Origin of the sequence: Flavobacterium sp. JLP (assembly GCF_015350755.1) — a bacterium.
GTDB lineage: Bacteria > Bacteroidota > Bacteroidia > Flavobacteriales > Flavobacteriaceae > Flavobacterium.
This window is the reverse complement of sequence record NZ_JADKPS010000001.1, coordinates 642,800-669,377: the sequence shown is the minus strand read 5'-3', so window position 1 is coordinate 669,377 and position 26,578 is coordinate 642,800. Positions and strand designations below refer to the sequence as shown.

Here is a 26,578-nt window from a genome sequence, read left to right as displayed (position 1 = left end):
TATCAACAAAACCCGTAACTCTCACGTTGTAGTTGGCATTTTTCGAATGATTTAATAATAAAACGAATTGACTTTTGCCCGAATTTTAAAAATTAAACTAAATTTAGAAAATAGTTTTAGAATTATGAATCAATTTTAAAATCTTAAATTATAAAAATAATATGATAAATAATAAATTTATTATTGCTGGAATTGGTGCAACACTGCTTTTTTCGGCCTGTAAAACCCAAGATTTAAGAATGAATAATGCGCCTAAGGAAGAAAGTGTCACGGATAAGAAAATTGTAGTATATCAGGTTTTTACACGTTTGTTTGGAAATAAAAATGCAACCAATAAACCTTGGGGAACAATCGAAGAAAATGGAGTTGGAAAATTTAATGATTTTACAGATAAAGCGCTTCATGAAATTAAAGATTTAGGTGTTACCTATATTTGGTACACTGGAGTGCCGCACCATGCATTAGTGCGCGATTATACTGTCTATGGAATTTCAAATGATGATCCAGAAGTAGTAAAAGGCCGTGCTGGATCTCCTTATGCAGTGAAAGATTATTATAATGTAAATCCAGATTTGGCAGTAAATCCGGAAAATAGGCTTCAGGAATTTGAAGATTTGATTGTCCGCACACACAAAGCGGGTTTGAAAGTAATTATTGATATTGTTCCGAATCATATCGCTCGAAAATATGAAGGAAAAAACAATCCGGAAGGCGTCCGAGATTTTGGTGCTGATGACGATGTAAATGTTGAGTATAAAAGGGATAATAACTTTTATTATATTCCCAACACACATTTTGAAATTCCAGATGGCAACGTTCCATTAAATGGCGAAAAAAATCCTCTAGTTGACGGTAAGTTTGATGAAAACCCTGCAAAATGGACAGGGAACGGATCTCGTAAAGCGAAACCAGACCAAAATGACTGGTACGAAACCGTAAAAGTAAATTACGGAATTCGCCCGGATGGTTCTAAAGATTTTCCTGAGCTTCCTGCTGGATTTGATCAAAAATCATATCAAGAACATTTTGCATTTTGGCAAGATAAAGATGTTCCTAGTTCTTGGAAGAAATTCAAATCAATCGCTTTATATTGGACTGCTAAAGGAGTCGACGGTTTTCGTTATGATATGGCAGAAATGGTTCCGTATGAATTTTGGAGCTATATGAATTCAGCTATTAAAATGAAAAACCCGAATGCTTTTTTATTAGCCGAAGTTTATAATCCGAATGAATATCGAAATTATATTCATTTTGGAAAAATGGATTATTTATATGACAAAGTAGAAACGTATGATAAGCTTAAAGATATTATTCGCGGAAAATCTTCTCCAGACGGATTATCTGATATTCAAAAAAGAATGTCTGACATCGAACATCATATGCTTCATTTTTTAGATAATCATGATGAACAGCGTTTGGCAAGTCCTGAATTTGCAGGAACTCCAGAACGCGGCAAACCTTTAATGGTAGTTTCTACAACTATCAGTACTTCACCGACAATGGTTTATTTTGGACAAGAAGTAGGAGAGGCTGGAAATGAAAACGCTGGTTTTGGAACCCATTCGAGAACTTCTATTTTTGATTATATTGGTGTTCCAAATCATCAGCGATGGATGAATGACGGTAAATTTGATGGCGGAAAATTATCTGATTCAGAAAAGAATCTTCGTGATTTCTATAAGCGACTACTAAATTTTTCGATCAATAGCACAGCCTTGATGGGAGGTTTTCAGGAAATTCAATCTGTAAATCGTCAAAACAATCAAGGATATGATGATTTAATTTATTCTTACGTACGCTGGTCGGATAATCAAAAATTAATTATTATCGCTAATTTTTCTTCTGAAAAAACAAGTGAATTTAATTTAAAAATTCCATCTGATATAATCTCAAAGTGGAATTTGAAAGATGGAGAATATCAACTTGCAGATCAATTGTATAAAAAGAGTTTAGTTCAATTAAAAGTAGAAAATGGAGAAGGAGAAGCAAAAATTAAACTATTGCCTTCAGAATCATTTATATATGAATTGAAATAGTTTATGACTTCGAATGGAGGGTAAAATTTCTTTAAACAAAAAAGCTGATACCTAATTTGTATCAGCTTTTTTGTTTTTATACTTTTTTGACTTTCTTCAAAGCCTCTTTGTAGTTTTCATTTGCTTTCTCCCAATTAATATGTTTGTAAAAAGCATCAATATAACTTCCTTTTCTATTTTGATAATCTAAATAATAAGCATGTTCCCATAAATCGATACCTAAAATTGGAGTTCCTGGAATCAGAGCATTTTTCATCAAAGGATTGTCTTGATTATCAGTTGTAGTAACTTGAAGTTTTCCAAGCTTATCAACTACTAACCAAACCCAGCCTGATCCAAATTGTTTAGTAGCCTGACCTTTAAATTGATTCGTAAGATTGTTGAAAGAGCCAAATTCTTTGTTTATTGAACCCGCCAAAGTATCTTTTGGAGACTGCTCCTTAGGTGTCAAAATATTGAAGTACAGCGTATGATTAAAATAGCCTCCAGCATTTTGACGAAGTTTAGCATTATTTAAATCTAACTTTTTCAGAATGTCTTCAATAGGCATATTTTCGTATTCAGTAGAAACAATTTCTTTGTTTAAATTATTTGTATACGTTACGTAATGCTTAGAATAATGTGTTTCTAAAGTAAGCGAACGAATATCGGGTGCTAGGCCATCATAAGCAAATGGCAATTTGGTAAGTCCAAATGAGCCAGGCTCTGCTTTTACATCATCAGGTGAGCCTATTGTTATTTTTTCCTCCTTTGTGGGTAAAGGAACTTCTACGACCTCGGTCAGCTTGTTGTCATTACAAGAAAATAATACTAAGAATGAAGTCAAAAGGCAAAAGCGAGTAATGTTTTTCTTCATAATATTATTTATTTTGATGTTAGTGAATTAATTATTTCGATATAATTTTCTTTTGCTTCATCAATTGAGATATGGCTAATCTGCATCCATGCGTTTGTTTTAAAAGCATCTCTCAAGTCAAAATTTTCAGATTGATTATAGACTGCTGTTCCAAAAGTTGCCTGTTTGTAGTACGCATAAAGTCTTAACTGCACATCTTGTGGCAGCGAGGCTTGAGTCATTTTCAAAGCAATTTCTACTGCCTCTGAAAAACGAGTATCTAAATCTTTTTCGGTCATTTAAGCTTTTGTAGCAATAATGGTTTTTCCGCCGATTGCTTTTTGGTTTAGTTCTACATTTATTTGAGTACCTAAAGGTAAAAATAAATCTACTCTTGAACCAAATTTAATAAAACCTGCATCAGTACCTTGAACAACTTGCATTCCTTCTTGTGCATAGTTTACAATTCTGCGCGCTAAAGCACCAGCAATTTGTCTGTATAATATCTGTCCGAATGTTTCATTTTCAATAACAACGGTTGTTCTTTCATTTTCTTCGCTTGCTTTTGGATGCCAAGCTACTAAAAACTTACCCGGATGATATTTGCTAAATTTGATAATACCGTCCATAGCATAACGCGTAACGTGTACGTTTATTGGTGACATAAAAATAGAAACCTGTAAACGTTTGTCTTTAAAAAATTCACCTTCATAAACTTCTTCAATAACGACAACTTTTCCATCAACTGGAGCAAGAATATGATCGCTGTTTCTGATTGCAATTCTTTTTGGATTTCTAAAAAATTGCAAAATAATAATCAATACAGCTAATCCAGCTAGTTGAACTAGAATTCTAAGCCAATTGATATCAATGAATTTCTCAGCTATTAAAAGTACAGCAACGGCAAAAACAGTACCTAATAAAATGGATGGTCCTCCTTCTTTATGAAACATAATATAAAATTTGATAAAATAAAAATATAATTGGTGCTACAAATATAACACTATCTAGTCGATCTAAGATACCTCCATGTCCAGGCATTATAGAACCGCTGTCTTTGACGCCAGCAATTCTTTTAAATTTTGATTCGATCAAATCTCCGATCGTGCCAAAAACACTAACAATTAGAGCAATAATCATCCAGATTAAGATTGATTTACCGCTAAATTCAGGTTTAGGCTGAATATATAATTTTGAAATTAAAAATCCGGCAAAGGCAGCAAAAATAGCTCCTCCTAAGAAACCTTCAATAGTTTTTTTAGGAGAAACACGCTCAAATAACTTATGTTTCCCTATCGATTTTCCAACTAGATAAGCAAATGTGTCATTTGTCCAGATTAAGATAAATAATCCCAAAATAATTTTAGGATTATAATCATTAGTACCAAAAGAAATTTTTATTATAAAAATAAAAGGAAGTGTAATATATCCTAATAGATAAAGATATTTAGATGAAATACTTATTTTTTGAACAGAGTCGTAGAATAAAAATAAAATACATTTGATTGATATGACAATAGTAACAGCCAGAAGAACTATATTCAATTCTTGAATGTTGGTTTCAAGATCTAAATTTGAATTAAATAAACTATTTAGATATGCGGTTGTTTGTTTATTATAATGACTGATTAATACAATAACTGCGTATAAAGTAGTTCCAAATAAAATCGAAAAGATTTTATTAAGATTTACTAAATTGGAAAATTCATAAATTGTAATAATTAAAAAAAGACCAAAAAGAATAATAAAGCTTTCGGTTGAAAACAGAATTGAAGTTAAAAGTAAAGCGATATAAACAGCACCAGAAATGGTTCTCTTGAGTGTTTCATTCATCTTAAAGATCTTCTAAAAGCAATAAATATAGATTTTTAGCAACGCTTCCGTATTGTGTAAAATCTTCCTCTTTTGCTTTTTCGAAATATTTTATTGTGGTAATGTTAGTTGGATAGTCTCTTTCATACTTGCGTTTAATAGCGCTCAAACCATCACTTTTTATCGATAGAATTTGACTTGTTGTAGCTATTATAACAATATTTGCAGGTAACTCGTTTGGTTTATCTTGTCTGATTTGTTTTGACGAAAACAAAATAGAACCTTCATCGGCAATCAGATTTTCACAAGAAGCTAATAAAAATTTAGGGTTTCTTGGCGAGATGTAAATTAATTTGTTTTCTTCTAATAAATGAAAAAGTCCTGGTTCATAACATAAAACTTCATTTTCGAACCAATCGTTTTCTTCTAAAATATTTTCAAATTGTTCTGCAACTTCTTGCTTGTTTTCACAATACAAAAATTTACCGCCATTTTTCTTAAAATTAAAAATGAATTGTTCGTCTATTGATAAATGACTGTTAGGAACAGAATTACCTCCTCCGTATTCGCTTTCACTTTCTTCATCAGATGCGGTATTGCTAGAACCAAATATTTTTTTGAAAAAACTCATTTTATATGAAATACTTTACATGTTAATTGAAAACGTTCAAAGATAAAAAAATCTTAATTCAAAAGGCTATTTTGAATTAAGATTTTAAAAAATATTGCATATTTCTGAATAATCTACGAAACCACTTCTTCTAGATTTTTATCAAAAGTACGTTTTCCGAAAATTGTTTCTAAGTCATCTTTAAAGATTACTTCTTTTTCTATTAAGATATTAGCAAGCTGATTTAACTTGTCTTTGTTTTCTTCTAAAATTTGAATTGCTCTTTGGTATTGACCTTCAATTAATTCTGAAATTTCTTTGTCAATAACTTTCGCAGTTTCGTCAGAATACGGTTTAGAGAAATTGTATTCGCTTTGTCCAGTTGAATCGTAATAAGTGACATTTCCGATTTTATCGTTCAAACCATAAATGGTAACCATAGCACGAGCCTGACGCGTAACTTTTTCTAAATCGCTTAAAGCACCAGTTGATATTCTGTCAAAAGTCACTTTTTCTGCTGCTCTTCCGCCCATAGTAGCACACATTTCGTCTAGCATTTGATCTGTTCTAACGATTTGTCTTTCTTCTGGCAGGTACCAAGCAGCTCCTAAACTTTGTCCACGAGGAACAATAGTTACTTTAATAAGTGGTGCAGCATGTTCTAACATCCAGCTTACAGTAGCATGTCCAGCTTCGTGAATAGCAATTGCTCGTTTCTCTTCTGGAGTAATGATTTTATTTTTCTTTTCTAAACCACCAATAATTCTGTCAACGGCATCTAAGAAGTCTTGTCTGTCAACTGCTGTTTTATTGTTACGAGCAGCGATTAATGCAGCTTCGTTACAAACATTAGCAATATCAGCACCAGAGAAACCTGGAGTTTGTTTTGCTAAGAAATCTAAATCAAGACCTTCAATTTTTTTGATAGGAGCCAAGTGAACTTTAAAGATTTCAGCTCTTTCGCGAATGTCTGGCAAGTCAACAAAAATTTGTCTGTCAAAACGTCCAGCACGCATTAAGGCTTTATCAAGAACATCAGCTCTGTTTGTTGCGGCTAATACAATTACGTTAGAGTTTGTACCAAAACCATCCATTTCTGTCAATAATTGATTCAGAGTATTTTCTCTTTCGTCGTTTCCGCCTGACATATTGCTTTTTCCTCTTGCTCTACCAACAGCGTCGATTTCATCAATAAAAATGATAGCAGGAGATTTTTCTTTAGCTTGCTTAAATAAATCACGTACACGAGATGCACCAACTCCTACAAACATTTCTACGAAATCAGAACCTGATAAAGAGAAGAATGGAACTTGAGCTTCGCCTGCAACGGCTTTAGCTAATAAAGTTTTACCAGTTCCCGGAGGTCCTACAAGTAATGCTCCTTTTGGAATTTTACCTCCAAGATTAGTATATTTTTCAGGGTTTTTAAGGAATTCTACAATTTCTTGTATTTCCTCTTTTGCACCTTCTAAACCTGCTACGTCCTTAAATGTAGTTTTGATATCTGTTTTTTCATCAAACAATTTCGCTTTCGATTTTCCAATATTGAAAATTTGTCCGCCTCCGCCACCAGCGCCGCCTGACATTTTACGCATAATGAAAATCCATACACCAATAATGATGATGATTGGAAGCAAGCTGATTAAAATATCGCTCCAATTGTTTTTTTGCAAGAAATTAAAATCTTTCAGTTTGCCTTCGCCAACTGCTTTTTCTAATTTTGTTTGAAAAATTTGGTCGTTACCAATTTCTAAAGTATAGTGAGGACCTTTGTTTGGTCTTTCAAATATATCTTTAGATACTTTTTTATTAGCTGCGTCTTTAAGAGCTGCAGCAGTTAAATATACTTCAGCTTCAGCTTTATTATAAACGATCACTTTTTCAATTTGTCCTTTTTCTAGTAAAACATTGAATTTAGAAGAAGTCAATTGAGCAGGTTCGCTTAAATTAGATCCTCCTGTTGCAAAACTTATAAATAAAAAAACTAAAAGTATTGCGGTGTATATTAACCAAGGACTTATTTTAAATTTACTCGGATTTGGATTATTATCTTTAGCCATTAGAAAAAATTTTCTTTAGTATTTGTTTTCGATTGTAGTTATTTTGGCGTCCCCCCAAAGGCTTTCGATATTATAGTATTCACGTATGTGTTTCTGGAAAACATGTACCACGATATGCACATAATCCATAAGAACCCATTCCGCGTTATCGGTTCCTTCTACGTGCCAAGGTTTATCTTTTAAGTCTTTAGATACTGTTTTTTGAATTGAGTTTACAATGGCGTTAACTTGGGTATTTGAGCTTCCGTTGCAAATGACAAAATAGTCACAAACAGCCGTGTCTATTTCTCTTAAGTCAAGAATATCTATATCATTTCCTTTTACCTCTTCAATCCCTTTGATTATGTTCGCCAGTAGAACATCATTATTAATAGTCTTTTTCGCCATGAATTATTTTATATGAATTTGTAAAGTTACCAAAATTTGTGATTATTTTTGAACCTTAACAAAATATTAAATTAAGTTATTTAAATTATTTGAATGAAACTAATCAAACTCGATGCCATAGATTCGACAAATGACTTTCTTAAAGCATTATCCAGCAAGGATGAACTTGATAATTTTACAGTGGTAACAGCTGAAAATCAGACAAAAGGCAAGGGTCAAATGGGAGCGAAGTGGCAATCTGAATCAGGTAAAAACTTAATTATGAGTGCCTTGGTAAAGGATTTTCTATATGAAAATGAAAAGGTATTTGACTTAAGTATTATAGTTTCATTAGCCGTGATCGAGGTTCTAAAATCGTTAAAAATTCCTGATTTAAGCATAAAATGGCCTAACGACATTATGTCATATAATAAAAAGATTGGTGGCATACTCATCGAAAACACCATAAAAAGTGATGGCAGGATTGTGTCAGTAGTTGGTTTAGGACTCAATGTCAACCAGACAAATTATACTGAATTGCCAAATGCTTCCTCATTGGCAGTGATTTTAGGAAATACTGTTAATAAAGATCTTCTGCCAGCTTTAATAATCGAAAATATACAAACGAAAATTGATTTGTGGGAAACGAATTCGATAATTTTCTGGAAGGATTATTACAATGCTTTGTTCAGGAAAGGAATTCCGATGCCATTTAAAAATCTTCATCCTAAATCTTCAGGAGAAAATTTTATGGGAATAATTAAAGGAGTTTCCTCTGTTGGAAAAATTCAAATCTTGCTTGAAGATGATTCTGTTTCAGAATTCGATATTAAGGAAGTTCAGATGCTTTATTAGCTAAGTTTCTAAGCTTCTGAGATACTAGGATTCTAAGGCTTTTTATTCCCAGAAGTTTCTGTAGAGACGAACTGCTATGCGTCTAACATATTTTAAAAATCCCGTTGAGACTTTAAAATGCAGGGTTTTTAGATAAAGTTTTTATGCAGTTGTTATTTCTAGTGCAATGACAATAATAAAGCAAAAAAATAATCATAAAAAAAGCCTGATCTAAAGAGATCAGGCTTTCAATTTATAATTCACCAGTGATAAATTAAAGCTTTGTCATGTTATTAGCCAAAGTTTCAATGAATTTGCTGATTGGTCCTTTGATCATCATTGCCATCATAGCGTTGAATTCGCCTTCAAAAAATAATTGAACAGCACTTTCTGAATCGGAAATACTATCAATATTCGAAGTCAAGGTAAATGGAAGTTTATCGCTCGCTGCACCCAAAACAATTTTGCTTGGTGCTACTTTATCTTTCATTTTTAATTTGATTTCCGGCATCCCTTTTAATCCAAAAATAAAAGAATCCTCGCCAGTTACTTCAAACTTAGCAATATTATCAGGCATTAATTTTTCAAAATTCTTAACATCAGTCAATAAATCAAATAAATCTTGAGCTGATTTCTGAACAGTTACTTTTGGACTTTCTAAGTTCATATTGTTTTTTGTTTTGTTTTTTACCGCAAGTGCGCTAAGTTTTTTTTAAGCTAATTCCATAATTTAAATCCCAAATTCTTAAAAAGAGCGAAGCGATTTTTAAGAATCTAAGAATCTAAGAATCTAAGAATCTAAGAATCTAAGAATCTAAGAATCTATGAATCTAAGAATCTAAGAATCTATTCCACTTCCCAAGTAGAAGGACTAACGCTCCATTCTTGCAAAGTAGATTGCTGATCTTCTGTAATATATTGTTTTTGAACCGCTAGATCCAATAAATTTTCATAATTACTCAATGTATACAAATCGATATTAGCGCCTTTAAAGTTCTCTTCAGCTACATTAAAGCCGTATGTAAAAATTGCCGCCATTCCTTTAATGTTTGCACCTTCATTGCGTAAAGCTTCTACAGCCATCAAACTGCTGTTTCCTGTGCTGATTAAATCTTCAACAACTACAACATTTTGTCCTTTTTGTAAAAAACCTTCAACTTGATTTTGTCTTCCGTGTTTTTTTGCTTCTGGACGCACATATACAAAGGGTAAACCAAGGCTTTCAGCAACCAGCATACCAATTCCAATAGCTCCAGTGGCCACACCAGCAATTACGTCTGGTTTTCCAAACTGTTTTTCAATATTCTTCGCAAACTCATCTCGAACATAGTTTCGGATGATCGGAAATGAAAGAATTAACCTATTATCGCAATAAATAGGAGATTTCCAACCAGAAGCCCATGTAAAAGGATTTTCGGGATTCAATTTAATTGCATTTATTTGCAAAAGCAATTCGGCTGTTTTTTCGGCAGTATCTTTATTAAAAATCATAATACAAATGTATAAAGTTTTTGTGAACGACAAACCACTTTTTTTGACAAATGAAATCTCGAAAGAAACAGATTTTCAATTGTTCTTGTTAGAAAGTATTGATATAGAACAGCTTATAGTTAAAATGTTCCAAAATAAAATTCAAAAAGCCTGTTTATATCATCCTGACGAAAGTGAGATTATGAAAACACTCAAAGCCAAAATTCCGGTAAATAAAGCTGGAGGAGGTTTTGTATACAATAAAAAAGGCGAGGTTTTATTTATCTTCAGAAACGGAAAATGGGATCTTCCGAAGGGCGGAATCGAGAAAGGCGAGGACATCGAAGCCACCGCCATGCGAGAGGTTGAAGAAGAAACTGGCGTAAACCAGCTCCGAATTACACATAAACTTCAAAAAACCTATCACGTTTTTAAACGCAACGGAAAATACAAACTCAAAATCACACATTGGTTCGAAATGCAATCTGATTTTGAAGGAACACCGCAAGGACAAATCGAAGAAGGAATTGAAAAAGTAGCTTGGCTAAACCCGGAACAAATCAAAGAAGCTTTAAAAAATTCTTACGAAAACATTAAATTGCTGTTTGCAGAAAAAGATGAAGTTTCGGTTGAAGATTAAGGTGGGAATTAAGAATTAAGAAAAAAGAATCAAGAATCAAGAAAAAAGAACTAAGGTTCTAAACTAAGGAATCAACAGTAAAAATACTGAAAGTAATTCCTTAGTTTAGAATCTTAGCAACTTAAAACCTACTTATAGGTATATATAAATTCACTTTTACCTATATTTTCTGTTGTTTCATCAACAATTCTAGAATATATTTCAGTTTCCTTGTATATTTGTTTTTGATCGTTAAAGTTGTACGTAAATATCCTCTTATAAACTGCAGTTTTATCAGATGAATTATCAATTCTAGACGGACTTGAGGTGTATTCTGAAATTAAATTTTCTGATTGTAGATATACAAAATAAGTTGAGCCACTATCAAAAGTATCCAAATAATCATTTAATTTCCATTCGTTTCCAAAAATGTATTTTCTATAATTATAATCATTTTTTAAAGTATTATAAGAATAAGATTCGGTTGATTCTAAATTAAAAATGAATGTTTTAGAACTGGTAACATTATCATTTTCATACTGAAATGTTGCTGAATGAATATCTGGTTTTAATACTTGTTTTATAATTTTTTTATTCGAATTCATTAATATTTCTTCGTTCTGAATATCACCGTTATAGGTTTTTGCAACCACTATTTTGTCAGCAAGATGAGTAAATACAAAATTAACATTTACGGGCTCTCCAGTATCTGTTACAAAAGTTTTAAAGCTTTTTTCTGTTATTCTGCCTGCAGTATCATAAGAATAAGTTATTGTAGTAATCAACCTTCCACTTAAATTATAAATCAAGATTTGAGAAACCAGTCCTTGAATGTTATACGTATAATCTTCGCAGGCTGACTCTTGATACTTAATCGTAACTAACTGATCATTCAAAAAGGTAAAATTTCTAAAAGTCATTAATTTATCATTCTGATAATAATTCATTTTAATAGAAGAAAGTTTTTTTTGGGGAGCACTACTTACTATATCATCATTAGAGCAGGAAACAGCTAAAAATCCAGCGAGCAACATCATTATTTTTTTCATCTTAATCTTTATTGAGTTATATTCTGTAGTAAAATATATTCAAAAAAGTTGCGTATTAAGATGTTAAAAATATAAGATGATAAGTTGGGCGTACCACTCCCTAAGCCTCGGTGATTATTTTGATTTCTTTCCAATAGCACGGATTGCAAATCCGCGCCATTGGAAGATCATCTTAAAAGCTTTGCGATCTTACTATATGTCAAAATCCCTCAAAATTAAAAAATCTTAGCGAAGTTTGCGGTTAAAAAAAACTACAAAATACGATAAACAGGATATTGCAAATGTGCCTTCTCATAATAAACAGAGTGTTTATAAATCCAATCTAACTGCGCATCAGGATTTTTAGCAAATGTAGCGTCAGATTCTTTTTTAGCGTCAAATTCCGCTTTCAAAGTTGGATTTTCTTTTAAAAGTTTTGCCGCAGTATCTTCAAAAATATATTCCGAATAATGTTCTTTTTGCTGTAAAATTGGGTCGAAGAAATTCCAATTAAAAAATGAATCAACACCTTCTGGTTCAAAAACTTCAACTAAATATTTTACGCCTTTTTGATTTGTAGGAATCAGATAATCTCCTTCGGCAAAAGCCATTTTTACAATCTTAGAAGTTACAGTTGTATTTCTGTGCAAATAATGTCCTTCGTAGGCAGACGGTACGGTTTTAAAATCGGCAATTCTATAACTTTCAACCTCAATAATGGTATCGTTTTTCAGCTGAGAAAAAGTTATGTTGTTGTTTTTCAGCAGATCAATAATATTCCAATAACCACGCGGAATGATATAAGCAGACGGAATAACAACATCTTTTAGTGATTTGAATTCTTTTATATACGGAACATCTTTTTTATAAGGTTTGCTTCGGTCATAATACAAACGATTTCCAGTTGTGGCGTCGCTCTTTTTATAACTTGCTTCATAGCCTAAAAATGAAAAAGTAGTAGCCTTTGTACTGTCTAATTCCCATTGCAAGGTATATGGTTTTCTTGGTTGATATTGTTCGAGATTTTTTACTCTGAGTTCTTTGATCTTTTGATAATTAGCATCGGTAAAATCCAAAGTCGATTTCATGTATTCATATGTCATTTTTACACGTTCAGCATATTTTTTTAACATGTGAGTTTCCACCACAAATCCAATCGTATTAAACAAAGAAGTATAACCCGTAGTATATCGCGGACTATCAACAAATTGCCCAAAACCTTTGTCTGGAGTATCTTTAAAAGAGTCTACGTAAGGCGTTGTTTCGATTTTCTTTTTCTGCAGATCTTTTACCAAAGCAGGCATCATTTCATTATTCATAAAATCACCCAAAACAGATCCTAATTTGTTGTGCTCCGTCATGATATAAGTCAGTTTGTATTGATAATCAGAACCGTTGCTTACGTGATTATCAATAAAAACATCGGCATTTATTTTCTGAAAAATCTCCACAAAACTCTTAGTATTTCGCGTGTCAGATTTTATTAAATCCCGGTTCAAATCATAGTTTCTCGCATTTCCTCTAAAACCATAAATTTCAGGTCCGTCTTGGTTGGCGCGAGTTGTAGAATTTCGGTTTAAAGCGCCTCCAATATTATAAACCGGAATGCAAACTAGTACAGTGTTTTTTGGTGCTTTTAGTTTTCCAATGGCTAAATCTCTGTAAAATTGCATTGTAGCGTCGATTCCGTCTGGCTCTCCAGCGTGGATTCCGTTATTGACAAAAAGAACGGCTTTAGTTTTTTGAATTTTGTCAAAATCAAATACTGCGTCAGGATTAAAAGTTACCATATGCAAAGGTTCGCCAGAATCTGTCAATCCCATTTCCTTAATCTGAATCGTTGGAAAATTATTGGCTAAAAGCTTAAAATAAGCAATAGTTTCTTGATAAGAAGCCGATTGATTTCCGTTTCCCTTTTCAAAAAAAGTATCGTATTTTTTATTGTTTTGAGCGAAAATTGTGATGGTGAAAAGTGAAATGAGAAAGGTAAAAAGTTTCATGGTTTTAGATTTAATATAAAATTCAAATATAAAGTTTTATTTGTTTCAGGTTGAAGTAGGAGTAGAGCAACTTTGTCATTTTACCGCAAAGCACGCAAAGTTTATTTTACTATATAGCTTTTATAAAAGACAGTCGCAAAGCTTTGTGAATATAACTTTGTGACTTCTCGGCTTTGCGAGATTAAATAAAAAATCTTTGCGAACTTTGCGTGATCTTTGTCTTTGCGGTAAAACACCTGAAACCTGAAACAAGAAAACCTGAAACAACTTTTTTTCGCTACTTTTGCAAAATGAATAAAAATCACCATTTCAACAATATACTTTCGAATTTAGGAATTGAAAGCCTAAACGAAATGCAAGAAGTTGCTCAAGATGCAATTTTAAATGATAACAATATTTTGCTTCTTTCTCCAACAGGATCTGGAAAAACGTTGGCTTTTTTGCTTCCAGTTTTAGAATTATTACAGCCTGAAATACTTTCAGTTCAATGTTTAATTTTAGTGCCTTCGCGCGAATTGGGTCTGCAGATCGAGCAGGTTTGGAAAAAAATGGGAACTCAATATAAAGTGAACATCTGTTATGGTGGACACTCAATTGATACCGAAATTAAAAATTTGAGCAATCCACCGGCAGTTTTAATAGGAACTCCAGGCAGAATAGCAGATCATATTGACCGAGATACTTTTCGTACAGATAAAATTCAGACTTTAATTTTGGATGAATTTGACAAATCACTGCAATTGGGCTTCCATGAGCAAATGTCTTATATTATTGGAAAATTAACGAAGCTGAACAAACGTGTTTTGGTTTCAGCAACATCAGATATTGAAATTCCGAGATATACGCGAGTGATAAATCCGACCGTTTTAGATTTTATTCCAGAGGAAGAAGAAAAAGCGAATCTTTCGATGAAAATGATTGTTTCGCCAGCCAAAGACAAATTAGGAAGTTTGTTCAAACTGATTTGTTCTCTAAAATCGGAGTCGGCTATTATTTTCTGTAATCATCGTGATGCTGCAGAACGCATTAGTGACACATTAAACGAAAAAGGAATTTACGCGACGTATTATCATGGTGGAATGGATCAAGACGAGCGTGAGCGCGCTTTGATTCAGTTTAGAAATGGAAGTATGAGTTACTTAATTACAACTGATTTAGCGGCTCGTGGATTGGATATTCCTGAAATGAAACATGTAATTCATTATCACTTACCGCTTAAAGAAGATGAATTTACGCATCGTAATGGTCGTACAGCACGTATGCAGGCTTCTGGAACGGCGTATATTATCATCCACGAAAGTGAAAAAAAATTAGATTATATCGACTACGAAATGGATGTGCTGAAAGTAGACGACGCAACCACTTTACCGAAACCACCGGAATATCAAACCATTTATATTAGTGGCGGAAAGAAAACAAAACTGAATAAAATTGATATTGTTGGATTCTTCTCTCAAAAGGGACAACTTGAAAAAGGCGATTTAGGTTTAATCGAAGTTAAAGATTTTATTTCGTTTGCAGCAGTAAGATACAATAAGGTAAAAGACCTGCTGAAAAATATCAAAGACGAAAAAATGAAAGGCAAGAAATTCAAAATTGAAGTCGCCAGAAAAGTGGTAAAGAAAGAGGAAGAAAGATAGTTTTTTTGTAGGAGCGATCGTGTTTGAGGTTTTTTTAGCCTAAATCACGAGTAAAATTCATTACTTTTTTAAGCTCAAAAAAGCCATTTTGTAATTAAATATTTACAATATTAGCCCATTTTGATCGGTTAAGATTCCTTAATTTTGGTCGATTTATAACTTGAATTATTAAATAAAAAATTATTTAATTTATTGTAATTCAATGTTTTAGCTGTTGATCTTCTTGGCTTTAAAGCAATTGTAAACACCAATCTTAATTTTTTGTTAATAAATTAACGAATAGGACTTTAATTTATCATAATTTCTGCGTTTATTGTGCTAGTAAATAATAAACCCCAAATTAATTATGAAAAGAATTATTACGATTGCCATTTTGTTGGTTAGTGTTGTGTCTTTCGCACAAATTAAAGTTATCGAAACTGTACCGGTTGAAAAATTAGGAAAAGTAAATAACAACTACATTCAAAAAATTGGAGATGAATATACTGTATATTACACAAGTATTCAAAACGATGATGAAGGGTCAACTTTAAGAAAGTTTACTTTTAAAAATGTTAATAATGATTATGCAAGTCTTTACAGTATTATCATGAATGGTTTTGGCGCAAATCCTTTGTATGATATTAAATTAGAATTGCCTAATAATTTCATTTGGCTGCACTACACAGGAAGTGTTATTCCAGAAAAAGCTACAGTTCAGTTTATGGTTTCAAGTAAAGAAGCTTCTGCAGCAACAAGCAGTATTTCTGAGCCATTTGTAAAAGATCAGATCAATAAATTATTTCAAAAATAATTTTCAGTTTCAGGTTTTTATTGTTTTAAGTAAAAACCCTAATGAAATTTAAATACAATAAAAAGGCTATTCAAATTTTGAATAGCCTTTTTATTTGCAGTATTTTCTATCATTGAACAGTCTGAAAACTGAGACGAGAAATTTAAATTTTCTTCACATATTGTGTAATAATCACAATCTGCTGGCCATCTACCTTTCCTTCAATATATTCAGCGTTTTCGTGATCTAGACGGATGTTTCGAACGGCAGTTCCTTGTTTAGCAACCATGCTTGATCCTTTTACTTTTAGATCTTTGATTAAAACTACAGAATCTCCATGTTCTAAAATTACACCATTGCTGTCACGGTGAACCAGTTTGTTTTCGTCGTCTTCGCCTTCGCCAGTTGCTTGTGCCCAAGCCAATGTATCTTCGTCTAAATACATCATATCAAGCAATTCTTGTGGCCAGCCTGCAGCGCGCAAACGGCTCAGCATTCTCCAAGCTACCACTTGTACGGCTGTATTTTCATTCCACATACTGTCATTAAGACATCTCCAGTGATTTAAATCGACATTATCAGGGTTTTCAATTTGGTCTATACAGGTATTACACGCTAAAATAGCTTCTTCAATACCGCCTTTTTTTGTTGGCAATACTTGATATACTTTTAGGTTTTCTTCGGCGCCACAAAGTTCGCATTTAGATCCGCTTCGTTTGTTTAATTCTCTTTCGATGCTCATTATTTTGTTTTATTTAAAATGCGAAATTACTTATAATTTGCTTCGCCTGCAAGTTTATGTTTTGGGTGTTTCTTACTGATTTTGCGTGTTGAAACGGATGTTGCTTTTATTTCTTAACCCTAACAGCATCCGGAACCAACATTTCATATTCACCGCCATTTCGTAATACATCACGAACAATACTTGAACTTATATATGAGGTTTTTGCAGCGGTTAATAAAAATACGGTTTCAATTTTAGAAAGACGTCTATTAGTATGTGCAATTGCTTTTTCGAATTCAAAATCGGCTGGATTTCTTAGGCCTCTCAAAATGAAATGGGCTTTTAGATTTTTTGCTAAATCAATTGTCAAACCCTCATATGTTATTACACTGATTTTAGGTTCATCTTTGAAGGTTTCTTCAATAAAACGCTTTCTTTCTTCTAATGAAAACATGTATTTTTTTTCGGCATTGACTCCAATTGCAATTACGATCTCATCAAATAGAGAAATTCCTCTTTTGATAATATCTTCGTGACCAAGTGTAATGGGGTCGAATGATCCTGGAAATATGGCTTTTCGCATTTTTTTTCTTTTAAGGTTCAAAGCTGCAAAGGCACAAAGGCACAAAGGCTTTATTTTGAAATTAAATTAATTTTTTAAGTAATTCTTTTTGTATTAATTGCCTCAACCCATTCCTCTTTTTGGCAAACTTTACATTTGGCTGTACCTATCTTTTGTTCTTCGGTATGACCGCAAAAAGTGCATGCATGAATACCATCGATGGAAATATTCTTGCTTTTTTTATTGAAAGCCGCCGGCAAAATAGGCAATCCGTATTTTACTTCTTCATCTTTATAAAAGAAAACACTTACTTCGCCACTTGTTTCTATAAAAGCATGTTTTATCTGACCTAAATGTTCAATAGATTTGATGCGAAGCTCAGAGAAAAATTCATCCTGCGCCAAGCTTTCTTTTTTGAAAGTCGATATAGAAAATTTGCCGTCGTTGATCAAACATTCTGTTTTGCCTTCTATAAATTCTTCAAATTTTTTGCTTTTTCCAGTAAGCCAGGTCACGGAGCGATATAAAATAATAATAACTGTAAATACTATTGCTGCAGGTACAATTCCAACGTCTTCATAAAACATAGGATCTCCGGCAGCAGAGCCTAATGCAATAATTATTACAGTTTCAAAAATAGATAATTGTTTTACACCTCGTTTTCCTGCTAATTTCAAGGTTAGCAATAGAATGATGAACATAACTGTGGAACGAAATACAACTTCTAGAGCAAAGTTTTCCGGCAAATCATTATAAAATACTCTATTCCATTCAAATATTTGTTTCATTTTTTTTAGTTACTAAGGTTATGAGGTAGTAAGGTTCTACGTTTTTTAGTTTTTGTCAAGGATATTTTAAAATATAAAAAAGTAAGGTTCTGAAATCTTAGAGTCTCAGAACCTTAGTATCTTAGTAACTTACAAAAGTGCTAGCTCAATCGCGTTTGTAAATAAATCTTCAAGAGATATTCCCGCTGCTTTTGCCTGTTGCGGAATCAGACTTTCGGTTGTTAAACCTGGAATCGTATTCATTTCCAACATATAAGGTTCGTTGTCTACGATAATGAATTCACTTCTAGAGAAACCTTTCATTTTTAAAACTTCGTAAGCACGTTTTGCAGTTTCTCCTACTTTTTGAGTTAATTCGTCAGAGATTCTTGCCGGTGTAATTTCTTGAGATTTACCTTCGTATTTAGCTTCGTAATCAAAAAAATCATTGTCAGAAACAATTTCAGTAATTGGCAATACTTTTATTTCTCCTTTATAATTAATTACTCCAACAGAAACTTCTGTTCCGTCAAGAAAACTTTCTATAATAATTTCATTATCTTCTTTATAGGCAACTTCAATTGCAATTGGCAGTTCAGTCTCAGATTTTACTTTTGAAATTCCGAAACTTGAACCGGCCTTATTTGGTTTTACAAAACAAGGCAAACCTACTTTTTTAACGATTTCTGCAGTATTGATAACATCTCCCTTATTTAAATAATAAGAAATCGCCGTTTTGATTCCGTATGGCTTTAAAACCGATAGTAAATCACGTTTATTAAATGTAAGTGCTGATTGGTAGTAATCGCAAGACGATTGCGGAATTCCTAATAATTCGAAATAAGCCTGCATTAATCCGTCTTCACCGGGAGTTCCGTGAATGGCGTTGAAAACACAGTCGAAAGTAATTTTTTGATCGTTTACCGTTACTGAAAAATCATTTTTATCAATCGAATATTCAGCATTGTTTTCGTCTACATAAACCCATTTTTCTTTAAAAATATGAATACGGAATCCGTTATATTTTGTTTTGTCAAGATATTGATGCACTACGTTTCCTGAGATGAGAGAAATTTTATATTCACTTGAATATCCGCCCATGATAATGGCTATGTTTTTCATTATATATTTTTGTTTAAAGTTTTATTTTGTTTCAAGTTTCAAGTTTTGCCACGAATCCACAAATTTTGAGCGAATTCAAAAATTGTATAAATCTGCGGTTATCTGTTTAAATATGTTGAATAAGTGTGCTTTTTTTTTCGCCTTTATAAGGTGTATTAAAAGCTTTCTTGCTTAAAACAAAATTATCATTTTTTTTGAAACGAAATAGCTTTATCTTTGCCTCTAATAAAAATAAATTTATGAGTTTACGTCAGTATTTAACAAGCCGAGTTTTTTTCGTGCAAGTATTAATTGCGGCAGCTATTATTGCTGTTTTAGGTTATTTGTTTATGCATTGGTTAACTTTTACAACTGATCACGGACATGAAATTGCCGTTCCGAATTTATCTAAATTGACTGAAGAGCAAGTAGAAGAAAAGCTAGACGAGCTAGACTTAGATTATGTGCTTTTGGATAGTGTTGATTACCGAAGTGAGTTCCCAAAATATAGTGTTGTGGAGCAGGATCCGTTGCCAGGAACTAAAGTAAAAGTGGGAAGAAAAATATATATTAAAATTAATGCATCAGGATTTTCATCTGTCAGAATTCCTGATTTAATAGAAAAAACATATCGTGAAGCAGTTCCTACATTGAAAGCTTTAGGGCTTGAAGCAGGAACAATTACGTATATTCCGAATCTTGGAAAAGATATGGTTTTAGAGATGCGTTATAAAGGAAGAAACTTGAAAGTAGGAGACCGCGTACTGAAAGCGTCTAAAATTGATTTAGTTTTAGGTGATGGAAAAGCGAGTTATGTAGATGAAAGTCAGGCGAATGATAGTTTAGCTGCGCCAGCTGAAGAAACCCCAAAAGATGAACAATAATATTGAAAATTTAGATCTAGAAGACGAATTATTCGAACATTTTAGATTTGAAGTCCCTAAAGGTCAAGCGTTTTTGCGTATTGACAAATATCTAATGAATTTGATTCAGAATGCGACTCGAAATAAAATTCAGAACGCAGCAACAGAAGGAAACATTTTTGTAAATGATATTCCGGTAAAATCAAATTATAAAGTAAAACCGTTTGATGTTGTGACTGTTATGTTATCGCATCCGCCGTTTGAAAATCATATTCTTCCAGAAGATATTCCGCTAAACATCGTTTATGAAGATGATGCTCTTTTATTGATTAATAAAGAGCCTGGAATGGTTGTGCACCCAGGTCACGGAAATTATACCGGAACTTTAGTAAATGCTTTGGCACATCATTTTGATAATTTGCCAATGAACAGCAGTGAACGTCCCGGTTTAGTTCATAGAATTGATAAAGATACTTCTGGACTTTTGGTCGTGGCTAAAACAGAAGCTGCAATGACGCATTTGGCAAAGCAGTTTGAAGCAAAAACATCTGAACGTGAGTATATTGCCCTTGTTTGGGGAAATGTAGCTCAAGAAGAAGGTACAATTGAAGGAAATCTTGCCAGACACTTAAAAGACCGTATGCAAATGGCTGTTTTTGCTGATCCAGAAATAGGGAAACCTGCAATTACCCATTATAAAGTTTTAGAACGTTTTGGTTATGTCACTTTGATTTCTTGCAAATTAGAAACCGGAAGGACACACCAGATTCGTGCACATATGAAACACATCGGGCATCCGTTGTTTAATGATGAGCGTTATGGCGGACATTTGATTTTGAAAGGAACTACGTTTACAAAATACAAACAGTTTATCGAGAATTGTTTTAAGGCATTGCCACGTCAGGCACTGCATGCTAAAACACTTGGTTTTGTGCATCCGACAACTGGAGAAATGATGCGTTTTGATACAGAACTGCCACAAGATTTTCAGGATTGTATTGAGAAATGGCGCAATTATGTAAAATCGCACAATACTGACGAGGAAGAGAATTAATTAGATAATTTATCAATTAGATAATTTAAATAGAATTCCACTAATTTACACAGATTAATTTCCTGTAAATTAGTGGAATTTGTGTTTAATTTAATTCTGAATGATATTTTATTTTGCCAATTGATCCAGTTGATTTTGGCAATAGTTCAAAAACAGAAGTAGGAGCGAGGCCAGATTCTATGCGATGTGAGACATATAAAATACTCACATTTGTTTCTTGTTTGATTGTATTAATAAGCTGGATTACCAGATCTACATTTTCGTCATCCAGGCCTTCAACTGGTTCATCTAGAATTAGTAAAGGCGGGTGTTTTAAAACCGCACGCACAATAAGTACCACTCTTTGCTGACCAACGGAGAGTTCTGTGAAACGCTTCTTTTTTAAATGATTCATCTCAATTACTTCGAGCCATTGATCCACTATTTTAGTCTGCAGAGCTGAAGGCTGGTTATATAGTCCGATGGAATCAAAAAAACCGGACAGAATCATTTGTTCTAAACTGTGGTTTTTTTGAAAAAGGTCAGTCATAGAAGTAGTAAAGATTCCGATTTGTTTTTTAATGTCCCAAACACTTTCACCGCTTCCTTTTTTTCTTCCAAATAAAAATAAATTCTGACCAAATCCTTTTGGATTGTCACCCGTAATCAAAGATAAAATAGTGCTTTTTCCGGCGCCGTTTGGACCAATTAACTGCCAGAATTCACCTTGTTTTATTGTCCATGAAATGTTGTCTACGATTTTTCTATCATCATAACTAACCGAAACATTCTCCATTTTAATTAATACACTTTCGTGGAAATTATGCGCTTCTATAGCTTTTGGAATAGCTGAAGTATTAAAGGTTTTAAAATGATTTTCGGTTTTTGAAATCGGATGCAATTCAAATGAATTGTCTTTAATCTGAGCTTTATTCGGGACAAAATCAAGCACATCAGCAACGCGATTTACCAGTTGAATAATTGCAATAGTATCCGTTAATTTTTCTAAAGATTGTGCTAAAAGAACTCTCGATGCCTGATCTAAATGGTCAAAAGGATTATCAAAAATGATAAAATCAGGATTTTGATTGATGCAGTATTTTAAAAATTCTTTTTTACGTTCGCCAGAAGAAAAAGTTCTCAATTGTCTGTTCGATTCTGGAGATGCTTCAACAGTGTCATATTGGTATTCTTTTTCGATAAATTTTTCAATAGCAATATCTGAAAACAAAATTCCTTTTTGATTGTTAAAAACTGCTAATTCTTCTTTTGCTTCGCCAGAAAGTAATGTATCTATAAAAGCTTTTTTGTTAACCTGATTTGATAAAAGTATATCCCAGTGCTGCATTTCTTAATCTTAATTATTATTTTGTTTCTTTTGTTGCCATGGGGCGATCGTTGCGCGACCATTCGCTCCAAGATCCTACGTATAGTTTTGGAATTGCAATTCCGGCATAATCCATTGCTAATAAAGTGTGGCAGGCAGTAACTCCTGATCCGCAATGTACGATTACATTTTCAGGGTTTACTTTTCCTAAAATTTCTGAATATTTAGAAGCTAATGCTGTTGCAGATTTATAAAATCCTTCTTCATTTAAATTTTCGCTAAACGGCACATTTATTGCTCCTGGAATATGACCGGCAATTAAATCTAAAGGTTCTGTCAGTCCATCAAAACGATTTTTATCTCTTACATCAAGTACAATATTTTTATCGTTTTTTCGTGCTTTTTCAACTTCATTAATATCGGCTAAGGCGAATTTCCATTCTGAAATTGGGTATTTTTCTGCTTTTGCAAAAGTTTCAACTGCATCACTTGTTGCAAAGCCAGCTTTTATAGCTTGCTGCAAACCTCCATTTAAAACCTGAACTTTTTCATGCCCGATAGCTCTTAGCATCCACCAAAATCGCGCCGCAGCATTTGATCCGTTTTTATCATCATAAATAATAACATGATTTTCAGGAGAAATTCCGACTCTGGAAAGTACTTCAGAAAACTTTTCGAAAGACGGCAAAGGATGTCTACCGCCCTTTGCAGGATTATTTTCAACGGTTGCCAAATCCCGATTCAAATCGATATACCGAGCACCTTTTAAATGCTCTTTGTTGTAATTTTCTTCGGCATTTATTCCAGCTCTAGCATCAATTATTATAATTTCAGATAAATTTTTTAATTGAAGTAATTCGTCAGGATTTATAATTGGAGAAATTTTATTGGACATCTTTATTTGTTTTATTTTTTGACTTTCCCACCCAAAGTAAAGAATTTAGAATTAATTGGCTTTGAGCTTTATTTTCAAAAGTATATGAAAGGGTTTTATTGGTGCCATTTTCATAATCAATATCATTGTGCCCCATGTTTACATACAGCATTTTATAGTTTTTGTTGGTCCACACGACAGGATAATAACCATTATGCCAAATTTCGTTTTGTTTTGGTCCTGTTCCTAGCGGAAAACTGCTTTCGTCTATAGCTAAAATAATTTGAATGTCCGGATTTTTTCTTAAATCATTGCTCCATCGATACCATTCGTTTGGCGCAGATGTGAAAACTTTGGGGATATTTCTAGTTATTTGATGTTTATTTTCAACTCTCAAAACTGCCGAAGTAGGTCTCCAAGTATTGCTTCCATATTCACCAGAACCTAAAAAAGTATTGTGATACCAGTCCCAATTTTGAGGATAATCCGAATCATTTAAGGCAAAAGCCGAAAAGTGAAAACCAATCCACCCACCGCCATTTTCCATAAACTTTTGAAAAGCCTCTCGCTGACTTTGTGTTTCTGGCCTTGTGTCTAAAAACAAAACAACTTGATAATTGGCTAAGAATTCCGCATTCATATTGTCCCAATTACTGGTTGAATCATATTCAAAATGGTTTACTTCAGCCATTTTCGGAAACCATTTATTGGCTTCATGAACAAAGCTAATATGCGCCTGATCGTTTTTTGCGGTATAAAAAGCAATTACTTTAAATTTTGCATCTTCTTTTTTCGTTTGAGAAAATCCAAAAAAGCAACTGCATATAAGTGCAATTAAAAAACCTTTTTTAGAAATAAAAAACAGCATGACGTTTTGTTTAGATGAATTAATCAGGAATTTTTTCGATCAATATTTCGTTATTCGCGAGATCATAATAAGTGCAGGTCATTTCGATAATATCAACTCTCCATTTTGCAATTCCGCATTGTCCTGAATGATTACAGAAGGTAAGATAATCTGTTTCTCCACTTTGATGTTTTACTAAAAATTCTATAAAAAGCTCTTTGTTTGCAGTTGGAGCAATTTTTATCGGATTGTATTTTTCATCAGATGTTACCGTGTAATTGTTTACGCCATAATATTCGACATGGCCGTCATTCACGAAAGTGTCGTAACCTTTAACACCTAAAATAATTAAATCTTGTATGTAGTTTGGAAAATCTGCTCCGGTCTTTACTTTAGAATGTGCTTCTTTAATTTGTTCGATTGTAAACATATATTTTTAGTTTTAGATTAGTGTTTTTTTTATTGTTTCAAAAATACAATTAATGGTTTTATAAATTGATCGAAAGATTCTATATGAGGCAAATGCCCTGTATTTGGTACTTCAACTAATTTTGAGTTTAGAATCGCTTTTTGAGTTTTTTTGCCCAGTTCAGCATAATTTCCCATTGTTTTTCTGACTTCTTCAGGCGCCAACTGTTTTCCTAAAGCTGTTTTATCTCTTGTTCCGATGATTAAAAGCGTTTGACTTTTGATGTTTTTGAATTCGTATAAAACAGGCTGGGTAAAAATCATGTCGTACAGCAGAGCAGAATTCCAAGCTACTTTATTGTAATCAGGAGCTGAAGTCCAGCCAGCGCCGAGTTCTGCCCATTTTTGAAAAGTTGCATTCCATTTTCCATCATAATAATTTTCCATTTGATATTTTTTGATCGCTTGGTAATTTTGTTTTAATTCTGATTCGTACCACCATTCAACAGGTTTGTAAGGAACTACAAGTTTCCAATCTTCTAAGCCAATTGGGTTTTCAAGAACTAATTTTTCAGTAGTTTCAGGATACATCAAAGCAAATCTTGTGGCTAACATTCCGCCCATTGAATGTCCTAAAATAGTTGTTTTTTGAATGCCCAATTGATCTAAAAGCTTCTTGGTATTTTCTGCCAATTGCTGAAAAGTGTACTGAAAATTATCTGGTTTGGATGATTTTCCAAACCCAATCTGATCCGGAACAATGACGCGGAAACCTTCTTTTGTAAGTGCCTTTATAGTAGTTTCCCAATACGCTCCGTTGAAATTTTTTCCGTGAAGCAAAACAATATTTTTGTTGTTATAGTTTTCAGGAGTTATATCCATATAAGCCATTTTTAGAGACTGACGCTGGTTGTTTAATTCTAAAAACTTTACAGGAAAAGGATATTCGTAATTGCTTAAATTTATATCTAAAGCTTTTATTTTTTCTTCTTGCGAAAAACAAAAAAGAGGAAGTAACAGCATTATAAGTTTTATATTTTTCATTTTTTAAGGATTAAGTTTTGCAACTTCTATAAAATTAAACTTAACCATTTTAAAACCAAAAATTAAAGTCTTAAAATTATCAGAAAATTTGTATTTTCTTTACGCCATAACAGCAACAGTGTTTAGCGCCATTTCACCAAGATTTTTTTTGCCAATAATTTCAACTTTTTCTTTAGCATCATCAGGAGTCATTCCTTTAGAGAATAAAAGCCAGGCATCATCTGGACTTATTTTTACAATTGAAGTTGGTTCAGCATCAAACAATTCTATAAATGACCAGTTATTTTCTTTTTTAATAATACTCCATTCACCGCCAATCTCGGTTGTTACAATCAAAGTTATAATTGTGCCATTCTCTGCTTTTACATTTTTGTAGACATGAGGCAAAGCCTGTATAAAAGTCTGTATAAAAGGATAAAATAAATTTTTGGTTAAAAGAGCGGGTTTGTTAACCGCATTTCTAATTTGCTGTTGATGCAAGAATTTTTCAGTGTATTCTCTAGCAATATGAAACCAGTTTAGAGAAGTTTCTTCGCCAGCCCATGCAATAGAAAATATCGCATTTTCAAAAGGATTTAAAGTTTGTAGATGCGCAGTATATTGTTTTCCGGTAGTTTCTAATAATTCAGTTATGACTTTCGGACTAAGACGTTTTGTGGCGCTCGTCCAACTCATATTTAATTGATTGAGAAAATCGATCAAATCGTTATATGAATTAATGTTTTCTGGTTTTTCGCCAAAAAAAGAATCTCTAGAAATAGATAAGCCTCTTAAATTTCCGTCTAATAAATGAGATGCAATATCTTTTACTGTCCATTTTTTACAGACTGTTTTTGCATTCCATTCTTCTTCGTTCAATGATTTTAAAAGCTCGATTAACAACTCATCTAAAATAGAGAAGAGATGTAAAGTTTCTATTGGTATAATTGAAGATTTCATAAGCTTA

28 protein-coding genes are annotated in these 26,578 nt (G+C 32.8%); 7 read left to right on the top strand and 21 right to left on the bottom strand.

Features of this window, described 5'->3' with window-relative positions:
- Positions 1 to 161: 161 nt before the first annotated feature.
- Positions 162 to 2,036, top strand: a complete 1,875-nt coding sequence (locus IRZ83_RS03035) for an alpha-amylase family protein (RefSeq protein WP_194566762.1) — start codon at positions 162 to 164, stop codon at positions 2,034 to 2,036.
- A gap of 76 nt (positions 2,037 to 2,112) precedes the next feature.
- Here the strand turns inward: IRZ83_RS03035 and IRZ83_RS03030 are convergent, their stop codons facing one another.
- The 7 genes from IRZ83_RS03030 to rsfS form a co-directional block, all read right to left on the bottom strand.
- Complete coding sequence (locus IRZ83_RS03030) at positions 2,113 to 2,892, bottom strand: superoxide dismutase (protein ID WP_194566761.1); 780 nt, start codon at positions 2,890 to 2,892, stop codon at positions 2,113 to 2,115.
- An 8-nt stretch (positions 2,893 to 2,900) separates the two neighbouring features.
- Positions 2,901 to 3,170, bottom strand: a complete 270-nt coding sequence (locus tag IRZ83_RS03025; protein WP_026982203.1) for an acyl-CoA-binding protein — start codon at positions 3,168 to 3,170, stop codon at positions 2,901 to 2,903.
- A complete protein-coding gene (locus IRZ83_RS03020; RefSeq protein ID WP_029269408.1) occupies positions 3,171 to 3,824 on the bottom strand; it encodes a phosphatidylserine decarboxylase family protein in 654 nt (217 codons plus the stop codon). It abuts the gene before it with no gap.
- Positions 3,814 to 4,704, bottom strand: a complete 891-nt coding sequence (locus tag IRZ83_RS03015; RefSeq protein WP_194566760.1) for a phosphatidate cytidylyltransferase — start codon at positions 4,702 to 4,704, stop codon at positions 3,814 to 3,816. The genes IRZ83_RS03020 and IRZ83_RS03015 overlap by 11 nt, the downstream gene beginning before the upstream one ends.
- 1 nt (position 4,705) lies before the next feature.
- Positions 4,706 to 5,314: a lactate utilization protein B/C gene (locus IRZ83_RS03010; RefSeq protein ID WP_029269412.1), complete on the bottom strand. Its 609-nt coding sequence runs from the start codon at positions 5,312 to 5,314 to the stop codon at positions 4,706 to 4,708.
- 113 nt (positions 5,315 to 5,427) lie between these two features.
- Positions 5,428 to 7,353, bottom strand: a complete 1,926-nt coding sequence (gene ftsH / locus IRZ83_RS03005; protein WP_029269414.1) for an ATP-dependent zinc metalloprotease FtsH — start codon at positions 7,351 to 7,353, stop codon at positions 5,428 to 5,430.
- 15 nt (positions 7,354 to 7,368) lie between these two features.
- Positions 7,369 to 7,740: a ribosome silencing factor gene (rsfS, locus tag IRZ83_RS03000; protein ID WP_007809313.1), complete on the bottom strand. Its 372-nt coding sequence runs from the start codon at positions 7,738 to 7,740 to the stop codon at positions 7,369 to 7,371.
- Positions 7,741 to 7,833: 93 nt separating this feature from the next.
- On the opposite strand from rsfS, the gene IRZ83_RS02995 reads away from it, so the two are divergent.
- On the top strand, positions 7,834 to 8,574 hold the full coding sequence (locus IRZ83_RS02995; RefSeq protein WP_194566758.1) for a biotin--[acetyl-CoA-carboxylase] ligase: 741 nt from the start codon (positions 7,834 to 7,836) through the stop codon (positions 8,572 to 8,574).
- Positions 8,575 to 8,827: 253 nt separating this feature from the next.
- Here IRZ83_RS02995 and IRZ83_RS02990 read toward each other — a convergent pair whose 3' ends face one another.
- Together IRZ83_RS02990 and pyrE are read right to left on the bottom strand one after the other, a co-directional pair.
- Entirely contained in the window at positions 8,828 to 9,220 is a 393-nt protein-coding gene (locus IRZ83_RS02990) for a hypothetical protein (protein ID WP_029269420.1), read from the bottom strand.
- A gap of 179 nt (positions 9,221 to 9,399) precedes the next feature.
- Positions 9,400 to 10,044 carry an orotate phosphoribosyltransferase gene (gene pyrE / locus IRZ83_RS02985; RefSeq protein WP_029269422.1) on the bottom strand — a complete coding sequence of 215 codons (645 nt, stop codon included), beginning with the start codon at positions 10,042 to 10,044 and terminating at the stop codon, positions 9,400 to 9,402.
- Between the two features lie 7 nt (positions 10,045 to 10,051).
- Between pyrE and IRZ83_RS02980 the strand changes: the two genes are divergently transcribed.
- Entirely contained in the window at positions 10,052 to 10,663 is a 612-nt protein-coding gene (locus IRZ83_RS02980; RefSeq protein ID WP_194566756.1) for an NUDIX hydrolase, read from the top strand.
- 128 nt (positions 10,664 to 10,791) lie between these two features.
- On the opposite strand, the gene IRZ83_RS02975 is transcribed toward IRZ83_RS02980, so the two are convergent.
- Together IRZ83_RS02975 and IRZ83_RS02970 are read right to left on the bottom strand one after the other, a co-directional pair.
- Positions 10,792 to 11,691 (bottom strand): hypothetical protein, encoded by a 900-nt coding sequence (locus IRZ83_RS02975; protein WP_194566754.1) that lies wholly within the window; start codon positions 11,689 to 11,691, stop codon positions 10,792 to 10,794.
- A 251-nt stretch (positions 11,692 to 11,942) separates the two neighbouring features.
- A complete protein-coding gene (locus IRZ83_RS02970; RefSeq protein ID WP_194566752.1) occupies positions 11,943 to 13,670 on the bottom strand; it encodes a M14 family metallopeptidase in 1,728 nt (575 codons plus the stop codon).
- Between the two features lie 290 nt (positions 13,671 to 13,960).
- Between IRZ83_RS02970 and IRZ83_RS02965 the strand changes: the two genes are divergently transcribed.
- Together IRZ83_RS02965 and IRZ83_RS02960 are read left to right on the top strand one after the other, a co-directional pair.
- Positions 13,961 to 15,310: a DEAD/DEAH box helicase gene (locus tag IRZ83_RS02965; protein ID WP_194566750.1), complete on the top strand. Its 1,350-nt coding sequence runs from the start codon at positions 13,961 to 13,963 to the stop codon at positions 15,308 to 15,310.
- Positions 15,311 to 15,656: 346 nt separating this feature from the next.
- Positions 15,657 to 16,103: a hypothetical protein gene (locus IRZ83_RS02960; protein ID WP_029269431.1), complete on the top strand. Its 447-nt coding sequence runs from the start codon at positions 15,657 to 15,659 to the stop codon at positions 16,101 to 16,103.
- Positions 16,104 to 16,245: 142 nt separating this feature from the next.
- On the opposite strand, the gene IRZ83_RS02955 is transcribed toward IRZ83_RS02960, so the two are convergent.
- The 4 genes from IRZ83_RS02955 to IRZ83_RS02940 form a co-directional block, all read right to left on the bottom strand.
- Complete coding sequence (locus IRZ83_RS02955; protein WP_194566748.1) at positions 16,246 to 16,824, bottom strand: PhnA domain-containing protein; 579 nt, start codon at positions 16,822 to 16,824, stop codon at positions 16,246 to 16,248.
- 106 nt (positions 16,825 to 16,930) lie between these two features.
- Positions 16,931 to 17,389 (bottom strand): pantetheine-phosphate adenylyltransferase, encoded by a 459-nt coding sequence (gene coaD, locus IRZ83_RS02950; protein ID WP_029269435.1) that lies wholly within the window; start codon positions 17,387 to 17,389, stop codon positions 16,931 to 16,933.
- Positions 17,390 to 17,463: 74 nt separating this feature from the next.
- Positions 17,464 to 18,156: a DUF421 domain-containing protein gene (locus IRZ83_RS02945; protein WP_194566746.1), complete on the bottom strand. Its 693-nt coding sequence runs from the start codon at positions 18,154 to 18,156 to the stop codon at positions 17,464 to 17,466.
- A 129-nt stretch (positions 18,157 to 18,285) separates the two neighbouring features.
- Positions 18,286 to 19,257: a D-alanine--D-alanine ligase gene (locus IRZ83_RS02940; RefSeq protein WP_194566744.1), complete on the bottom strand. Its 972-nt coding sequence runs from the start codon at positions 19,255 to 19,257 to the stop codon at positions 18,286 to 18,288.
- Positions 19,258 to 19,496: 239 nt separating this feature from the next.
- Here IRZ83_RS02940 and IRZ83_RS02935 point away from each other — a divergent pair, with 239 nt between their 5' ends.
- The gene (locus IRZ83_RS02935) at positions 19,497 to 20,120 is read left to right on the top strand and encodes a PASTA domain-containing protein (protein WP_029269441.1); all 624 of its coding nucleotides are present in this window, start codon (positions 19,497 to 19,499) and stop codon (positions 20,118 to 20,120) included.
- Positions 20,110 to 21,153 (top strand): RluA family pseudouridine synthase, encoded by a 1,044-nt coding sequence (locus tag IRZ83_RS02930; protein ID WP_029269443.1) that lies wholly within the window; start codon positions 20,110 to 20,112, stop codon positions 21,151 to 21,153. The genes IRZ83_RS02935 and IRZ83_RS02930 overlap by 11 nt, the downstream gene beginning before the upstream one ends.
- An 85-nt stretch (positions 21,154 to 21,238) precedes the next feature.
- On the opposite strand, the gene IRZ83_RS02925 is transcribed toward IRZ83_RS02930, so the two are convergent.
- The 6 genes from IRZ83_RS02925 to IRZ83_RS02900 all read right to left on the bottom strand — a co-directional run bounded on the left by IRZ83_RS02925 (position 21,239) and on the right by IRZ83_RS02900 (position 26,571).
- Positions 21,239 to 22,480, bottom strand: coding sequence for an ATP-binding cassette domain-containing protein (locus IRZ83_RS02925; protein WP_194566742.1), 1,242 nt, complete (start codon positions 22,478 to 22,480; stop codon positions 21,239 to 21,241).
- Positions 22,481 to 22,496: 16 nt separating this feature from the next.
- A complete protein-coding gene (locus IRZ83_RS02920; RefSeq protein WP_194566740.1) occupies positions 22,497 to 23,354 on the bottom strand; it encodes a sulfurtransferase in 858 nt (285 codons plus the stop codon).
- Positions 23,344 to 24,201 carry a ThuA domain-containing protein gene (locus IRZ83_RS02915; protein ID WP_029269446.1) on the bottom strand — a complete coding sequence of 286 codons (858 nt, stop codon included), beginning with the start codon at positions 24,199 to 24,201 and terminating at the stop codon, positions 23,344 to 23,346. The genes IRZ83_RS02920 and IRZ83_RS02915 overlap by 11 nt, the downstream gene beginning before the upstream one ends.
- Positions 24,202 to 24,220: 19 nt before the next feature.
- Complete coding sequence (locus IRZ83_RS02910; protein WP_194566738.1) at positions 24,221 to 24,610, bottom strand: DUF1398 domain-containing protein; 390 nt, start codon at positions 24,608 to 24,610, stop codon at positions 24,221 to 24,223.
- Between the two features lie 29 nt (positions 24,611 to 24,639).
- On the bottom strand, positions 24,640 to 25,632 hold the full coding sequence (locus IRZ83_RS02905; protein ID WP_194566736.1) for an alpha/beta fold hydrolase: 993 nt from the start codon (positions 25,630 to 25,632) through the stop codon (positions 24,640 to 24,642).
- Between the two features lie 99 nt (positions 25,633 to 25,731).
- Entirely contained in the window at positions 25,732 to 26,571 is an 840-nt protein-coding gene (locus tag IRZ83_RS02900; RefSeq protein WP_194566734.1) for a maleylpyruvate isomerase N-terminal domain-containing protein, read from the bottom strand.
- Positions 26,572 to 26,578: the final 7 nt, after the last annotated feature.

Bases quoted from the DNA above. Each gene is read 5' to 3' on its own strand.
- rsfS (WP_007809313.1), bottom strand. From the start codon at position 7,740: ATGGCGAAAAAGACTATTAATAATGATGTTCTACTGGCGAACATAATC.
- pyrE (WP_029269422.1), bottom strand. From the start codon at position 10,044: ATGATTTTTAATAAAGATACTGCCGAAAAAACAGCCGAATTGCTTTTG.
- IRZ83_RS03015 (WP_194566760.1), bottom strand. From the start codon at position 4,704: ATGAATGAAACACTCAAGAGAACCATTTCTGGTGCTGTTTATATCGCT.
- IRZ83_RS02925 (WP_194566742.1), bottom strand. From the start codon at position 22,480: ATGCAGCACTGGGATATACTTTTATCAAATCAGGTTAACAAAAAAGCT.
- IRZ83_RS02945 (WP_194566746.1), bottom strand. From the start codon at position 18,156: ATGAAACAAATATTTGAATGGAATAGAGTATTTTATAATGATTTGCCG.
- IRZ83_RS02900 (WP_194566734.1), bottom strand. From the start codon at position 26,571: ATGAAATCTTCAATTATACCAATAGAAACTTTACATCTCTTCTCTATT.
- IRZ83_RS02910 (WP_194566738.1), bottom strand. From the start codon at position 24,610: ATGTTTACAATCGAACAAATTAAAGAAGCACATTCTAAAGTAAAGACC.
- IRZ83_RS02930 (WP_029269443.1), top strand. From the start codon at position 20,110: ATGAACAATAATATTGAAAATTTAGATCTAGAAGACGAATTATTCGAA.
- IRZ83_RS02915 (WP_029269446.1), bottom strand. From the start codon at position 24,201: ATGCTGTTTTTTATTTCTAAAAAAGGTTTTTTAATTGCACTTATATGC.
- IRZ83_RS02935 (WP_029269441.1), top strand. From the start codon at position 19,497: ATGAGTTTACGTCAGTATTTAACAAGCCGAGTTTTTTTCGTGCAAGTA.
- IRZ83_RS02960 (WP_029269431.1), top strand. From the start codon at position 15,657: ATGAAAAGAATTATTACGATTGCCATTTTGTTGGTTAGTGTTGTGTCT.
- IRZ83_RS02955 (WP_194566748.1), bottom strand. From the start codon at position 16,824: ATGAGCATCGAAAGAGAATTAAACAAACGAAGCGGATCTAAATGCGAA.
- IRZ83_RS02980 (WP_194566756.1), top strand. From the start codon at position 10,052: ATGTATAAAGTTTTTGTGAACGACAAACCACTTTTTTTGACAAATGAA.
- IRZ83_RS03035 (WP_194566762.1), top strand. From the start codon at position 162: ATGATAAATAATAAATTTATTATTGCTGGAATTGGTGCAACACTGCTT.
- IRZ83_RS02940 (WP_194566744.1), bottom strand. From the start codon at position 19,257: ATGAAAAACATAGCCATTATCATGGGCGGATATTCAAGTGAATATAAA.
- IRZ83_RS02965 (WP_194566750.1), top strand. From the start codon at position 13,961: ATGAATAAAAATCACCATTTCAACAATATACTTTCGAATTTAGGAATT.
- IRZ83_RS02905 (WP_194566736.1), bottom strand. From the start codon at position 25,632: ATGAAAAATATAAAACTTATAATGCTGTTACTTCCTCTTTTTTGTTTT.
- IRZ83_RS02995 (WP_194566758.1), top strand. From the start codon at position 7,834: ATGAAACTAATCAAACTCGATGCCATAGATTCGACAAATGACTTTCTT.
- IRZ83_RS03020 (WP_029269408.1), bottom strand. From the start codon at position 3,824: ATGTTTCATAAAGAAGGAGGACCATCCATTTTATTAGGTACTGTTTTT.
- ftsH (WP_029269414.1), bottom strand. From the start codon at position 7,353: ATGGCTAAAGATAATAATCCAAATCCGAGTAAATTTAAAATAAGTCCT.
- IRZ83_RS02975 (WP_194566754.1), bottom strand. From the start codon at position 11,691: ATGAAAAAAATAATGATGTTGCTCGCTGGATTTTTAGCTGTTTCCTGC.
- IRZ83_RS03025 (WP_026982203.1), bottom strand. From the start codon at position 3,170: ATGACCGAAAAAGATTTAGATACTCGTTTTTCAGAGGCAGTAGAAATT.
- IRZ83_RS03010 (WP_029269412.1), bottom strand. From the start codon at position 5,314: ATGAGTTTTTTCAAAAAAATATTTGGTTCTAGCAATACCGCATCTGAT.
- coaD (WP_029269435.1), bottom strand. From the start codon at position 17,389: ATGCGAAAAGCCATATTTCCAGGATCATTCGACCCCATTACACTTGGT.
- IRZ83_RS02920 (WP_194566740.1), bottom strand. From the start codon at position 23,354: ATGTCCAATAAAATTTCTCCAATTATAAATCCTGACGAATTACTTCAA.
- IRZ83_RS02970 (WP_194566752.1), bottom strand. From the start codon at position 13,670: ATGAAACTTTTTACCTTTCTCATTTCACTTTTCACCATCACAATTTTC.
- IRZ83_RS03030 (WP_194566761.1), bottom strand. From the start codon at position 2,892: ATGAAGAAAAACATTACTCGCTTTTGCCTTTTGACTTCATTCTTAGTA.
- IRZ83_RS02990 (WP_029269420.1), bottom strand. From the start codon at position 9,220: ATGAACTTAGAAAGTCCAAAAGTAACTGTTCAGAAATCAGCTCAAGAT.